The sequence below is a fragment of the Pseudomonas sp. S2_E02 genome, assembly GCF_054668355.1.
In genome coordinates, this window is sequence record NZ_CP162761.1 from 3,163,876 (window position 1) to 3,178,406 (window position 14,531).

Genomic DNA, 14,531 nt, shown 5'->3' on the forward strand with positions numbered 1-14,531 from the left:
AGGCTCGCTCCCACAGGGATCAGCGCAATATCAGAGTTGACGCCACATGTGGATCTTGTCGAAGTAGTCTTCGCCCACCCGCACCGCCAACGGTTCGAGGCCGAACTGGATAAAGCCGCAGCGCTGGTAGAGATTGAACGCGGCGTCATTGCCGGCGGTAACGGTAAGCTGGAGCAGTTTCAGTGCCGAGTGGTTTTGCGCTTCGGTAATGGCCGCCTGTACCAGTTCATGACCCAGACCGTGCTGACGAAAATCCGCCGAGACGTACATGCCGAACAACGTGGCCTTGTGGCGAGCCTTCTCGCGCGGTTCGAGGGCCAGGCCGACGATGCCGGCCAGCGCGCCGGCTTCAAACGCGCCAAGCACCACATCGAGCTTGCTGGTCAGACGCCCCTCCCACCAGCTCAATGGCATCACCGCGCGTTCGCGAACGCTGGAGGTGAACGCCTGCGGATGGCGGTCATAGGCTTCGAGCATCAGTTCGCGGTAAGCCAGGGCATGACTGGCGTCCAGCCGTTCGATCCACATGTTCACGCCGTCCTGCGTTGCTCAAGCATCAGCCGCACAGCGAGGCCGCCGAGGACGAAGCCCATGAAATAACGCTGCAGCGCCAGCCACGTCGGGTTACGCACAAACCACGACGCGATGCCCGCGGCGAACAGCGCGATCAGCAAATTGACGCAGAAACTGACGCTGATCTGGGTCAGGCCGAGAATGATGCTTTGGGTGAACACCGAGCCGTGTTCAGGGGAGATGAACTGCGGAAACACCGAGAGATAGAACACGGCGATTTTCGGGTTCAGCGCGCTGGTGAGAAAGCCCATGGTGATCAGCTTTCGCGACGAGTCCGGCGGCAATTGCTGCGCCTCGAACGGTGAGCGCGCACCGGGTTTCACTGCTTGCCAGGCCAGCCACAGCAGGTACAGCGCACCGGCCCACTTCAGCACTTCATAGGCCATCGGCACTGCCAGAAACACCGCAGTCAATCCCGCAGCTGCGGCGAACATATGCACAAAGAATCCACTGACCACACCGAGCAACGACGTGACCCCGGCCTTGCGTCCCTGACAGATCGAACGCGAAATCAGATAGATCATGTTCGGCCCCGGTGTCAGCACCATCAGCAATGCGGCAGCGGCGAAAATCAGCAAGTCTTGAAGCGGGATCATGGCAAAGTCCTTTGCGTGGATGATCAGGCGATTGCGCTCAGCGATTTGCGATAAAACGGCAGGATCAGGTCACGTGTCAATGGCGCCAGAACCACAGCAGGATCAGTGGCCGGATCGACCCAGATCACTTCTTCGATTTCCGCCGCCGGTGTGACGTCGGCCTCGATCGTCAGTTGAAAGATCTCGGCCTGCACGACACACCCCGGCTCGTTGGCCGCAGGCGCCGAGAACTGGCCGAGAAAAGCCGCCTGCGCCGGATCGATCTGCAAGCCCAGCTCTTCTTCCAGCTCGCGGGCCAGCGCGTGCACCGGCAACTCGTGCGCCTCGATCTTGCCGCCCGGTTGCATGAACGCCGTGGTGCCGCGCTTGCGCACCAACAGAGTCTGGCCTGCGGGATTGAGCAACAGCGCGGCGGCTATACGAATGAGGTTTGCAGAGACAACGGATGCACAAGTCATGGATCAGCCACCGGCCTGGAAAAACCGCAAGGATCCCATGCCCGGCCCAATGACGTCACCTCACCGATCATTCCCCCTGCGCCTTGAGCGTGGCTTCAACCTCCTCCGGCACCTTGACGAAAATCGTGTACTTGCCGCCCTCCATGGCTTCAAACGCAATCAGCTTTTCCACCAACAGCGCGCTGAGCACCTTGCCGGCATTGAGCAGCAGCATGCCGTTATCGGCATTGAGGTTGCGGGCCAGAATCATCCCCGCCGCCAGATCCCGGGTGGACAGCACCTTGACCGACGGATCGGCCAGCGTCACGTCGCTGAGGAACGCGGCACACACTTGAATGAAATCCTCGACCAGATCGGGATCGTACAAACGTCCGGCGTACTGGCGCAGGTACAGCAGCGCTTCATCGCTGTTCATCTGCCGCTCGAGGATCAGACCGCGCTGCAACTCGACGAAATCCACTGCCAGTTTCAGCAAGCGTGAGCCGAACGGAATGCCCTCGCCCTTGAGCCGGTCGGGAAAGCCGCTGCCGTCCCAGCGCTCCTGATGATGCAGGATCAGACGCGCCGCATCCTTCATCGGGTCCAGGGTCATGAGCAACGATTCGCTCTGCTTCGGATAGCTGCGATAGCGCTCGCGTTCGGTATGGCGCAGCAGATCCGAGGGCGTGGTCATCATCGCGTCGGTCCAGCTCAGTTTGCCAATGTTGTACAGCGCCGCCGCCATGGTCAGATCACGGCTGGTGGCCTCGTCCAGCCCATGCTGTTTGCAGTAGCTGCGCACCAGTTCAATGATCTGCCGGTTGGTCTGTTTGGCAGGTGGCAAGCGCAGATTGGCCAGCAGCGAGAACACTTCGGTGCCGGTAACGTAGCTGTGCTTGAGCTCTTCGTACGCCAGATCGAGCATGTCGGCGGTCTGCTGCAGTTCGGCGGTGCGCGCTGCGACATGTTTTTCCAAAGTGCTGTTAAGCAGTTTGAGCTGGTCGTTTTGCACCCGGGTCAAGCGCTCCAGCCGTTGGCGCTCCTGCTCGGAATGCTGGTGTTCGAGGGACTGGCGCAGAATCAGCAGCAGCTCTTCGTCATTCCACGGTTTGCTGATGTACCGGTGAATCTGCCCGTCATTGATGGCTTTGATGATCGCCGCCGGGTCGGCATAGCCGGTGAGCATGATCCGCGCCGTCGCCGGAAAACGTTCACGGACATGCGCCAGCAACGACGCACCGTCCATGCCCGGCATCCGCGCATCGCTCATCACCAGGTTCACCGGCTGCTGCGCGAGGATCTCCAGCGCCTGAGCGCCGCTGGTGGCCAACAGAAGATCGTAGGGTTGGCCGCGTAACAGGCGGCGCAGGCTGTTGAGGATCGACTCCTCGTCATCGACCAGCAGCACTGTGGGTCGATGCGCCGGCAGCGGCGCGGATGGCTCTTCCATGGCATGGCCTCAAGCAAACAGGGAAATTACGACGCACCGAGCCAACACTTCGCCGGTCCGCGCCTGAGTCCAAGGCTAGATGATTTTGGCCGGCATTCACGCCGATCTTTGTCCGGGGCCGAAAGCGCAGTACCGGGGAGCCGACTATGCTGAAGACAGCGCAAGACTCCATCGGCTGATACAAACAGGCAAATGGCGAGGGAAAAGGATGCCCCGGATCACCACAGCATGCCTCCCCACGGGTGGCGCGGCATGACAGCGCCAACCGTGCACATCAATCGCCGCGTGCTGATCGTTGACGACAGCCCGGCGATCCATGGCGATTTCGCCAAGATTCTCAGCCCGATCATCCCCGGTGACGATGGCTTGGGCGAAACCGAGAGCCTGCTGTTCGGCACGCCGTCCGCACCGCAAACCCAACATTTCGAACTGGATTCGGCGTTTCAGGGCCGCGAAGCCCTGGAAAAACTCGAGGCCGCGCTGGCAGAAAACCGCCCCTACGCCATGGCCTTCATCGACATGCGCATGCCACCGGGCTGGGATGGTCTGGAGACCATTGAACGGCTGTGGCAGGTCGACCCCAAGCTGCAAGTTGCGCTGTGCACGGCCTATTCCGATTATTCCTGGGAAGACATCGACCGGCGTCTGGCGCTGAACGACCGCTTGCTGATCCTGAAAAAGCCCTTCGACGCCATCGAGATCCGCCAGATGGCCAGCGCCCTCACGGTCAAATGGCAGATGACCGAAGACGCCGAGCTGAAGATGAGCCTGTTGGAGCAAGCGGTGCAGGAGCGCACCCGGGAGCTGTCCGACGCCAATGTGATCGTGCAGAACAGCCCGACCATTCTTTACCGTTTGCGCGGCGAACCCTCGTTTGCGCTGATGTACATCTCCCACAACATCACCCGTTACGGCCATGTCGCCGCCGACCTGGTGGGTTCGCCCGACTGGGCGCAGGCGCTGATTCATCCGGACGATCAGGCGAACGTCGATGCGGCCATGGCCCGGGTGCTGGATCGGCATGCGTCGGGCGCGTCCATCGAGTTCCGCATGCGCACCGGCCAGGGCACCTGGCGCTGGGTGGAGAACCGCTACATCCCGGTGCGCGATGATGACGGCCGTCTACTGGAAGTCGAAGGCATCATCCTCGACATCACCGAGCGCCGCCTGGCCGAGGACAAGCTGGCCTTGCTCGCCCGCTCCGATGGCCTCACGGGGCTGGCCAATCGCGCCACGCTGATCGAGCGCCTGCATCAAGCGTTCGCCGCCGCACGACGAGGCGCCATGCCGTTCGCGGTGTTCTACCTGGACCTCGACCATTTCAAGCGGATCAATGACACCTTCGGCCACCCGGTGGGCGATCTGCTGTTGCAGGAAGTCGCCCGGCGCATCAAGTCCAATGTCCGCGAAAGTGACGTAGTGGCGCGCCTGGGCGGCGACGAATTCGCGATCCTGCAACTAGACGTCAGCGACCCGACCCAATCGGCCGCGATGGCCGCCAAGATTCGCGACACGCTGCTGGCGCCCTACCACCTGGCCGGTAATGCGCTGCATATTTCGGTGAGCATCGGCATCAGCAGTTACAGCGACCTCAGTCTCGATGCCGACGCGCTGCTCGGGCAAGCCGACATGGCGCTGTACCGCGCCAAGGAAATGGGCCGCAATCAGTACCACTTCCACTCCGAGGAAATCTCTCGGGAAGTGGCCGAACGCATGACCCTCGTCAGCGAATTGATGACCGCCCTTGAGGGCAATGAGCTGATGCTGCGCTATGCGCCGGAGGTCGATCTGCACAGCGGCAGGATTCTCGGCATGGAGGCACAAGTCCTCTGGCAGCATCCTCGTCGCGGCCTGCTGCAGGCCTGCGACTTCGTGCCGATTGCAGAGAAAACCGGCGCAATCATTCCGCTCGGGCGCTGGGTGCTGGATCACGCCTGCCACCAGATGCATCTGTGGCGTAACGAAGGCGTCGCGCCGCCCGTAATGGCGATCAAACTTTCGCTGGCCCAACTCAAGAGCGGCCCCGAGCTGATCTACAACGTGCTGCGCACCACCGCCCGTTGGGAACTCGCCCCTTGGGACCTGCGTTTCGATGTCACCGAGGCCACACTGGCCCAGACCAAGTGGACGCACAACGACGCGTTGCCGCGCCTGCGTGAACTGGGCGTGAGCATCGCCATCGATGATTTCGGCACCGAATATTCCTCGTTCGACTACCTGAAAACCTACCGGGTCAATCACCTCAAACTGGCGCAGAGTTTCGTCGACAGTGCCGCCCACGATGTTGCCAGTGCCAACGCCCTGCGCGCGATGGTCAACTTCGCCCGGGATCTGGACATCGACATCATTGCTGAAGGCCAGCCGTCGTCGGATCAACCGTGCACGCCGCCCTCCGCGCCCCCGCTGCCCAGCGCCCGGGGCATGTATTTCAGCGCAGCGGTCAGCGCCGAACAAGCCGGGCATTTGCTCAAGGACAGTTGCCGGCTGACGCCAAAGGAGGACGAGGCATGAAAACGCCTTTTCCGCAGACCAACCGGCGCATCCTGATCATCGACGACACGCCGGCGATCCACGATGACTTTCGCAAGATCCTCGCCCCGCAGGTGGCGGACGCCGTCGATTTGCAGCAACTGGAGCAGACGCTGTTCGGCACCCAGCAGACGCCACACCTGAGCTTCCAGCTCGACTCCGCCTATCAGGGCCAGGAAGCGCTGGCGCTGGTCAACCGCGCACTGGCCAGTGGCAATCCCTACGCCCTCGCCTTTATCGACATGCGCATGCCGCCCGGCTGGGATGGCCTGGAAACCATCGAGCAACTGTGGCGGGTCGACCCGAACCTGCAAATCGCCTTGTGCACGGCCTACAGCGACTACAGCTGGGAGGCGATGGCCGAACGGCTGGAGTTCGGCGATCAGTTGCTGATCCTGAAAAAGCCGTTCGACAGTCTGGAAATCCGTCAGATGGCCAACGCCCTGACCTGGAAATGGCAACTGGCGCAAGACGCAGCGCTGAAGATGCTCAGCCTTGAGCGGACCATCGAGGCGCGGGTGCACGAACTGCTCAAGGTCTCGCACCTGCTGCAATACGACAGCCTCACGGAGCTGCCCAACAGCACCCTGCTCGGTGATCGCCTGAGTCAGGCCATGGCCGTGTGCCGACGGCATGACAAACAATTGGTGGTGATGTTTCTCGGTCTGGATCGCTTCAAACGCATCAACAATGCGCTGGGCCATCCGGCGGGTGACGAGATGCTCAAACGGGTCGCCCGGCAACTGTTGTCGTGCGTGCGTGATTCGGACTCGGTGTTTCGCTACGGTTCCGATGAGTTCGTGGTGATCCTCGGCGACATCAACCACCCTCAGCAAACCCACGGCATCGCGGAAAAACTCCTCGCCGCCATTCGCCTGCCGCAGACGATTGCCGGCCACGATGTCAGCGTCACCGCCAGCCTCGGCATCAGCGTCTACCCCGAAGACGGCCTCGAAGCCACCGAGCTGATCAAGAAAGCCGAGACCGCGATGCGCAACGTCAAGGAACAGGGGCCTGACAACATCGGCTTTTTTATCGAGGCCATGAACCAGCATGCCCGGGAACAGCACAGCATCGAGTCGGGCATTCGCCGCGCCCTGCAGGCGCATGAATTCGTCCTGCACTATCAGCCGAAAGTCGACCTGCGCAGTGCCAAAGTGGTGGGTGCCGAAGCACTGCTGCGCTGGCAGAAACCCGGGCATGGCTGGGTCTATCCGTCGGACTTCATCCCGGTGGCCGAAGACAGCGGCCTGATCGTGCCGTTGAGCAAATGGGTACTGGCTGAAGCTTGTCGTCAGACCCGTGCCTGGCAACTGGCCGGACTGCCGCCGATCCGCATGTCGGTCAACACGTCACCCATCGATTTTCGCCAGCGTGACTTCGTTGCCGGCATCGAGCGCGTCCTGCAACAGACAGGTCTGGCCCCCGAATGGCTGGAGCTGGAAATCACCGAAGGCGTGCTGATGCAAAACGTCGAGGCGACGATGACGGCGCTCAAGCGCCTGAAAACGCTGGGCACGCGTCTGGCCATCGATGACTTCGGCACCGGCTATTCCAGCCTGAGCTACCTGCGGCGATTTCCCATCGATGTGCTGAAGATCGACCAATCGTTCATTCGTAACCTGTGCAACGACCGCAACGATGCCGCGCTGGTGAGCGCGATCATCAACCTGGGCAAGAGTCTGGAACTGGACGTCGTCGCCGAAGGCATCGAAACCGCTGAACAACTGGCCTTTCTCAAGGCCCATCACTGCGAAGAAGGCCAGGGTTACTTTTTCAGCGAAGCCCTGCCCGCAGACGCATTTGCGCGGTTGCTGGCCGGTACGCAACCCGCGCCCTGGACGATTGAATGATCACTGTGAAACCGGCCTGGAGTCAGGGAGACAATTGCCGATGAGCCTTTTCCATTACGGCATCGCGTTGCTGCTGTGCGGAGTCTGTATCGGCGCCAGTGCCGAGCCGCTGGACGAGCCGCTCAAACCGCTGCCCGCGGTGCCGCAGCAGGATCCCCGGCGCGTGGAACTCGGTCGACGGCTATTCCACGAACCACGTTTGTCGATCAACAACACGCTGTCCTGCGCCAGCTGCCATCAACTCGACAAGAACGGTGCCGACAGCCGCGCCTTGTCGCTGGGCTTCGACGGCAAACCGGTGGCCGTCAACACACCGACCGCGTTCAACGCGGCCCTCAATTTCCGTCAGTTCTGGGATGGCCGCGTCGAAACGCTGGAGGAACAGAGCAACGTCGTCATCACCAGCCCCCATGAAATGGGCAGCGACTGGCGCACCGTGATCGAACGCATCGGCAACGACCCCGACTATCGTCGTGATTTCGCCGCCACCTACCCGGACGGCGTGACCCAGGCCAACGTCCAGCAGGCGCTGGCCAGTTTTGAACGCACCTTGCTGACGCCCAACTCACGCTTCGATCAATACCTGCTCGGCAACACCGACATCCTCACTCTGGAGGAAAAGTACGGTTACCAGCGCTTCAAGGAGTACGGCTGCATTGCCTGCCATCAGGGGGTCAACATCGGCGGCAACATGTTCCAGAAATTCGGCGTGTTCGGCGATTACATTGCCGATCGCGGCAACCCGACCGTGGCCGACCAGGGCCGCTTCAACGTCACCGCCGATGAAGCAGACCGGGCCGTGTTCAAAGTGCCGAGCCTGCGCAATGTCGCGATCACCGCGCCGTACTTTCACGACGGTTCGGCCCCCACCCTCGAACGCGCTGTGGATGTGATGTTCCAGTACCAGTTGGGGCGGATGCCGAGCGCTGAGGACAAACGGCTGATCATGCTGTTCCTCACAACCCTGACCGGCCAAAGGGAGGTCCAGCCATGATCAACATCTCGCGACGACGCAGCCTATTGTTGCTGACCCTGGTGGCCCTGGCGCTGGCCTCGATCCTGCTGTTCCTGTACTTCAAATCCAGCTCCGACCAGAGCATGACGTACACCGAATCGCGGGATCTGATCCGGCAGATCAAACAGCAGAATTCGCAGTGGGAGAACGAGATCCTCAAGGCCAGGGTGGCACTGACCCACAACTACGATCCACTGGTGTCACCGATGAATGAGATGAACCGGCTCTGGGCGCGCTTCGACGCGATCGAATCCGGGCATGGGCGCAACGACTCGACGCAATGGAACGATGCTCACGAAAGCTTCCTGCAGGCGATGCAGGAAAAGACCCGTCTGGTCGAACAGTTCAAATCGCACAACGCACTGTTACGCAACTCCCTGGCTTTTTTGCCCACCGCTGAAGACGACATCCAACAGCAACTGGCCAGCCTGTCGGACTTCGATAAATTGCAGTTGCAAAACATCACCACCGACACCTACGACCTGCTGCTCAGCGCCCTCGAATTCGCCCAGGTCACCTCCGACGACCGGGCCGCCGACATCGAGGTCGGTCTGAACAAGCTGAAGGTCAATGCACAACGCCTGCCGCTCGCGTTTCAGACACCGATCAGAATCCTGAGCAGCCATATCTCGCTGATTGCGCGCGAGCAGCCAGTGGTCAATCAGTTGCTCGAAAGCATCGAAAACATCCCCGTGGCCGAGCGCCTCGACAACATCACCACCATGCTCGATCACGACCAGCAAAGCGCCGATCGGGTCGACCGGCAATACCACTTCTACCTGCTGTTGTTTTCGGTCTTGCTGGTGTTGTCACTGGTGTGGCTGGCCATTCGTTTGATCGGTAGTTTCGCCGAAATCAATCGGGTCAATAACGCCCTGCAAACGGCCAACGATGCACTGGAACAAAGAGTCGAAGAACGCACCCGGGAACTGCGGGACGCCCAGAGCGAACTGCTCGACGCGGCACGTCAGGCCGGCATGGCGGAAATCGCCACCAATGTGTTGCACAACGTCGGCAACGTGCTCAACAGCGTGAACATTTCCAGCGACCTGATCACGCGCAAGCTGCGCAACAGCAAGGCCCAAGGCCTGGGCAAGGCCATGCAACTGATCAACGAACACCCGGATGACCTCGGCGTGTTCCTCAGCGAAGACGCCAAGGGCAAATTGCTCCCCGGCTACCTCAACCAATTGGTGGTCGCCATTACCCAGGAACAGCAGGAAATGCTCGACGAGTTGAACCAGATGAACAAAAGCGTCGACCACATCAAAGACATCGTCGCCACCCAGCAATCCTATGCCGGCGCCAACAGCATGACCGAACCGCTGTTCATCAACGAATTGCTCGAAGACGCGTTGCGCATGAACGCCGGGGCACTCACCCGGCACCACGTCACGGTGGTCCGGGAGTACGCTGACGTGCCGCAGGTGATGGGCGACAAACACCGTTTGCTGCTGATCCTGATCAACCTCATCAGCAACGCCAAATACGCCATGTCCGACCTCAGCAACCGCCCCCGGACCATGACCCTGGCGGTCAAAATTGTCGATGACACCTTCCTTGAAATCAGCGTCAAGGATGACGGCGAAGGCATTTCGCCGGAAAACATGACGCGAATCTTTGCCCACGGTTTCACCACCCGCAAGGAAGGCCACGGTTTCGGTCTGCACAGCTGCGCCCTGGCCGCCATCGAGATGAACGGCCACCTCACCGCGCACAGCGACGGCCCGGGCCAGGGTGCATTGTTCACGTTGCAGATCCCCCTGATCAGCGTCACGGAGAGCGCATGAGCGAGCTGTCGAACCGCCGCATTCTGCTGATCGACGACATGCCGTCGATCCATGAAGACTTTCGTAAGATTCTCGCGCCGCCGGCGGCGCAGTCAGTGGAACTGGACGAGATGGAAGCAGCACTGTTTGGCGCTCAGGTGCGCGCCGAACGTCCGCCGTTCGAGCTGGACTCGGCCTATGGCGGCGAGGAAGGCTTGGGCAAGCTGAACCAGGCCTTGGCGGAACAACGCCCCTATGCGCTGGCCTTTGTCGACATGCGCATGCCCGACGGCTGGGACGGCGCGAAAACCATCGAGCATCTGTGGCAGCAGGATCCGCAGTTGCAAGTGGTGGTCTGCACCGCCTACTCGGATTATTCCTGGGATGAACTGCTGGAGCGTCTGCAGGCGCATGACCGCTTGCTGATTCTGAAGAAGCCCTTCGACAACATCGAAGTGCAGCAGATGGCCAACACCCTGCTGACCAAGTGGCAGATGACCGAACGCGCGTCATTGCAAATGCATCACCTGGAACATCTGGTCGATCAGCGCACGGCCCAGTTCAAGCAGGCCAGCGAAGACCTGCAGCGGGAAATCGATGAGCGCAAGCAACTGGAAAGTCAGCTGGTACAGTCGGAAAAGCTCGCCTCACTGGGGCAAATGGCGGCGGGCGTGGCCCATGAAATCAACAACCCGATCGGCTTCATCTCCTCCAACCTCGGCACCCTCGACGGCTACTTCAAACAATTGCTCAGCGTACTCGATACCTGGCAGACGCTTGGGCCAACACCAGACAGCGAATCCGTGGCGCGGCTTGAGCAATTGCGCAAAGACGCCGATCTGGATTTTCTCCTCGAAGACATTCCGGTGCTGATCCGCGAATCCAAGGAAGGTATTGGCCGGGTCGGGCAGATCGTCAAGGACCTGAAGGATTTCTCCCGGGTCGATAGCCAGCAGCAATGGCAGTGGGCCAATTTGCAACAAGGCATCGAGTCGACCCTGAACATTGTCGCCAGTGAACTCAAGTACAAGGCCGACCTGATCAAGGAGTACCAGCCCCTGCCGGACATCGAATGCCTGCCGTCGCAAATCAATCAGGTGATCATGAACCTGGTGGTCAATGCGGCGCAGGCCATGGGCCCCGAACGCGGCACCATCACCTTGCGCACCGGGCAACAACAAGACACGGCGTGGGTGGAAGTCGCGGACACCGGCGCGGGGATTGCGCCGGACATCCTGCAGAAAATCTTCGATCCGTTCTTCACCACCAAACCCGTCGGCCAGGGCACCGGGCTGGGCCTGTCCCTGTCCTACGGCATTGTGAAAAAGCACGGTGGCGACATTTCGGTACGCAGCGAACCCGGGGTGGGCACGACCTTTCGCATCGAGTTGCCGATGCGCCAGAACCGGCCCGCTGCCTGAAGACGCCTCAGGTCGCTTGCTGAAAGTCCATTTCCGGTGGCTGGCGACGGAAACCACCGGTGAGTACTGCCAGGTAAACCACGCCGATCGCCAGCCAGCTCAAGCCCAGGTACACCGCCAGGTGATCGAGGCTGACCATCAGCCACAAGTCCGCCACCAGCCCGATCAACGGGCAGAGCAGCGCGCGGGATGGTGCGGCGTGGATCGCGGGTTTCTTCGGTCAGCGTGCTGACCGCATCGAAGCCGAGGAACGAGTAGCAGGCGATGGCCGCGCCGCTCATGATCAGCGGCATCTGCATGTCGCCGTTGAAGAACGGCTTGATCGACCACAACGGCGTGCTCGCATCGCCACCGATGTAGTGCACGCACAGCGCGACGAAAGCGATCAGCACGAGGAACTGCACCAGCATCAGCAAGGCGTTGATGCCGTTGGCCAGTTTCAGGCCAATGATGTTGATCGCGCTGGTGATGCCGATAAAGCCCAGCACCCAGATCCATTGCGGGATCGACGGGAATGCAGCGGCCATGCGCCCGTAACTCATGGCGGTGAAGAACATCGCCACCAGCGCCGCCAGATACGCGGCGGGCACCATGCCGGCGGTGGACTGGGCGAGGATGCCGAAGGTGCCGAGGACAATGATCGGCGTCATGTAGGCGATGCCGAACAGCACCACCGACCCTAATGAAAGGGTGCGTTGCAAACGAGCCATGGGCGACTTACTCCGAATGTTATTGGATTTATGGCAGAGCCGGGTTCGGCGAATGTTTTCGGGTGTGGCTGATCGTTCCCACGCTCTGCGTGGGAATGCCTCAATGGACGCTCTGCGTCCGCTCTTGGGACGCGGAGCGTCCCGGGCTGCATTCCCACGCAGAGCGTGGGAACGATCGGGTAAAACCTGAGTTCGACCCGTTGCTCCTGGTCGGCGTAACTCGAGCAATCAACTCGATCAGTCCCCTCTCCCTCCGGGAGAGGGCTAGGGTGAGGGCAGCGGTCAACGGCGTGGAATCAACAACTCGCGAACACCATCACCGTGCTCCAGCACCTCCCCCGGCAACTTCAAGCGCTGATCATCCAGATAGCGGTAATCCCTGCGCGCAATCTCCAACCGCGCGAAATCCAGTTCAACGCAGAACGTCCCTTCCTCACGCCCGGCCTCGAACAACAACGTCCCCAGCGGATCGACCAGCGCACTGCCACCGGCAAACATCAAACCGTCATCCCCCGCCTCGACGCGATTGACCATCAACGCAAAGGCCTGATTCTCCTGGGCACGGGCCATGATCGCGGTGCGGTGAGTCGGCGCGTACGGGTCCATGTTGCCGTTAGTCACGATCAGCAACTCGGCACCCAGTTGCGCCAAGGCACGGGCCGACTCCGGAAACTCGATGTCGTAGCAGATCAGCAGGCCAACGCGCACACCGTTCCACTCGCAGGTCGCGTAACGGTCACCGGCCTCGAACACGCCGCGATCCGACGCCCACAGATGAGTCTTGCGGTATTTCAGGGCAATGCCTTCAGGGGTGATCAGCAACGTGGTGTTGTAGAAGCGACCGTTGTCGTTCTCGGCCATGCCGATCACCACGGCGATGTCGCGTTCACGCGCCGCGGCCCGCACCGCGCTGACGGTCGGGCCGTCGAGCGGTTCGGCGGTTTGCGCCACGGTTTCGGCCGTCGGGAAGCCCATCAGGTGGGTCTCCGGGAACACGATCAATTGCGTGTCGGCCGCACACGCGGCAATCGCTGCCAGTGCGCGTCCGAGGTTGTAGGCCGTGGCATTGTCACGGCCTGCCAATTGCGCGAGTTCGACTTTCATGGGAATTCCTTGTGATAAGCGGCGGGCGCTGAAAGATTGCCCGGTGGCTGTCTGTGGGCCAGTATGCGCAGCAAGCAGCCGGCCAGGGAATTACGCGGCCGGGGTAACCCGATAGGGGTAGATCGATGACACTTTCGTTTGACGACATCACCTGGCACCGCGCCGTCGGGCAACTGATCGATGCGCTCGACAAGCCGAACTTCTGGGCGCAACTGGTGCGTCTGCTCGACCAGTACGTGCCGTTCGATAGCTGGGTGGCGCTGCTGTTCAGTGCCGATCAACACCCACAGGTCTTCGCCGAATGCCCCGGCGAAGATGGCAGCCCCGATCAGTTGTTTCAGGATTATCTGCGTGGTCTGTACCTGCTCGACCCGTTCTACATCGCCTGTCGCGAGCAAACCCGCACCGGTCTGTATCGCCTCTCGGAAGTGGCGCCGGAGCATTTCGAACTGACCGAGTATTACCAGCGATACTTTCGTCTGAATGTCGTGGCCGATGAAATCCAGTTCAATTGTCAGCTCGAAGGTGATCGCACGCTGTGCCTGTCGCTGGGCAGTGAAAAACGTTTCACTGGCGAACAGATTGCCCTGCTGTCATTGATTCAGCCTTGGGTGCTGGGCCTGTTGCGCCAGCGCCTGCCCTACGAGATCAACGAAACCGTGGCCCTCGCCGCCCCTGCCCGGGCTGACTGGCGGGTGCAACTGGAGGCGTCGGTGCAGCAACTCAAGGGCACGCAGTTGACTGCCCGGGAACTGGATGTCGGGCGTTTGATGCTCAGCGGTTGCTCCAGTAAAGAAATCGCCCGTAAGCTGGAAATCTCCGTAGAAACCGTGAAAGTCCATAAGAAACACATGTACAGCAAGCTGGGAATCAAATCCCAGTCCGAGCTGTTTTCGATTTTTCTTCAGGCGCAAAACGCCTTAAACAGCGCGATTTAAGTTTTTTTGTGGGAGCGAGCTTGCTCGCGAAGGGGCCATCACATCCAACATTCATGTTGGCTGATCCACCGCATTCGCGAGCAAGCTCGCTCCCACAAGGAACTGCGGCGCTGATTATTCCGAGTCCGAACCAAGG

General features: G+C 60.8%; 11 protein-coding genes and 1 pseudogene. 6 read left to right on the forward strand and 6 right to left on the reverse strand.

Annotated features, from left to right (window positions below; genetic code table 11):
* Positions 1-30: 30 nt before the first annotated feature.
* The 4 genes from AB4O01_RS14160 to AB4O01_RS14175 form a co-directional block, all read right to left on the reverse strand.
* Positions 31-528: an N-acetyltransferase family protein gene (locus AB4O01_RS14160; RefSeq protein ID WP_460092119.1), complete on the reverse strand. Its 498-nt coding sequence runs from the start codon at positions 526-528 to the stop codon at positions 31-33.
* A 2-nt stretch (positions 529-530) separates the two neighbouring features.
* A complete protein-coding gene (locus AB4O01_RS14165; RefSeq protein WP_093430595.1) occupies positions 531-1,169 on the reverse strand; it encodes a LysE family translocator in 639 nt (212 codons plus the stop codon).
* A 23-nt stretch (positions 1,170-1,192) separates the two neighbouring features.
* Entirely contained in the window at positions 1,193-1,627 is a 435-nt protein-coding gene (locus tag AB4O01_RS14170; RefSeq protein WP_186622910.1) for an NUDIX hydrolase, read from the reverse strand.
* 67 nt (positions 1,628-1,694) lie between these two features.
* Positions 1,695-3,056: a response regulator c-di-GMP phosphodiesterase, NosR family gene (locus tag AB4O01_RS14175; RefSeq protein ID WP_095048305.1), complete on the reverse strand. Its 1,362-nt coding sequence runs from the start codon at positions 3,054-3,056 to the stop codon at positions 1,695-1,697.
* 252 nt (positions 3,057-3,308) lie between these two features.
* Here AB4O01_RS14175 and AB4O01_RS14180 point away from each other — a divergent pair, with 252 nt between their 5' ends.
* The 5 genes from AB4O01_RS14180 to AB4O01_RS14200 are packed head-to-tail and all read left to right on the forward strand — an operon-like array spanning position 3,309 to position 11,643.
* Positions 3,309-5,567 carry an EAL domain-containing protein gene (locus AB4O01_RS14180; protein ID WP_460092122.1) on the forward strand — a complete coding sequence of 753 codons (2,259 nt, stop codon included), beginning with the start codon at positions 3,309-3,311 and terminating at the stop codon, positions 5,565-5,567.
* The gene (locus AB4O01_RS14185) at positions 5,564-7,438 is read left to right on the forward strand and encodes a putative bifunctional diguanylate cyclase/phosphodiesterase (RefSeq protein ID WP_460092125.1); all 1,875 of its coding nucleotides are present in this window, start codon (positions 5,564-5,566) and stop codon (positions 7,436-7,438) included. Before AB4O01_RS14180 ends, AB4O01_RS14185 begins: the two co-directional genes overlap by 4 nt.
* 40 nt (positions 7,439-7,478) lie before the next feature.
* A complete protein-coding gene (locus AB4O01_RS14190; protein WP_460092127.1) occupies positions 7,479-8,432 on the forward strand; it encodes a cytochrome-c peroxidase in 954 nt (317 codons plus the stop codon).
* A complete protein-coding gene (locus AB4O01_RS14195) occupies positions 8,429-10,243 on the forward strand; it encodes a DAHL domain-containing protein (protein ID WP_414927011.1) in 1,815 nt (604 codons plus the stop codon). Before AB4O01_RS14190 ends, AB4O01_RS14195 begins: the two co-directional genes overlap by 4 nt.
* The gene (locus AB4O01_RS14200; protein ID WP_460092129.1) at positions 10,240-11,643 is read left to right on the forward strand and encodes an ATP-binding protein; all 1,404 of its coding nucleotides are present in this window, start codon (positions 10,240-10,242) and stop codon (positions 11,641-11,643) included. The genes AB4O01_RS14195 and AB4O01_RS14200 overlap by 4 nt, the downstream gene beginning before the upstream one ends.
* Positions 11,644-11,795: 152 nt before the next feature.
* Here AB4O01_RS14200 and AB4O01_RS14205 read toward each other — a convergent pair.
* Positions 11,796-12,353, reverse strand: a pseudogene (locus tag AB4O01_RS14205) (APC family permease); the annotation flags it as partial.
* Positions 12,354-12,635: 282 nt separating this feature from the next.
* Positions 12,636-13,457: a carbon-nitrogen hydrolase family protein gene (locus tag AB4O01_RS14210; protein ID WP_460092131.1), complete on the reverse strand. Its 822-nt coding sequence runs from the start codon at positions 13,455-13,457 to the stop codon at positions 12,636-12,638.
* 125 nt (positions 13,458-13,582) lie between these two features.
* Here AB4O01_RS14210 and AB4O01_RS14215 point away from each other — a divergent pair, with 125 nt between their 5' ends.
* On the forward strand, positions 13,583-14,395 hold the full coding sequence (locus AB4O01_RS14215) for a helix-turn-helix transcriptional regulator (protein ID WP_460092132.1): 813 nt from the start codon (positions 13,583-13,585) through the stop codon (positions 14,393-14,395).
* Positions 14,396-14,531 lie beyond the last annotated feature (136 nt).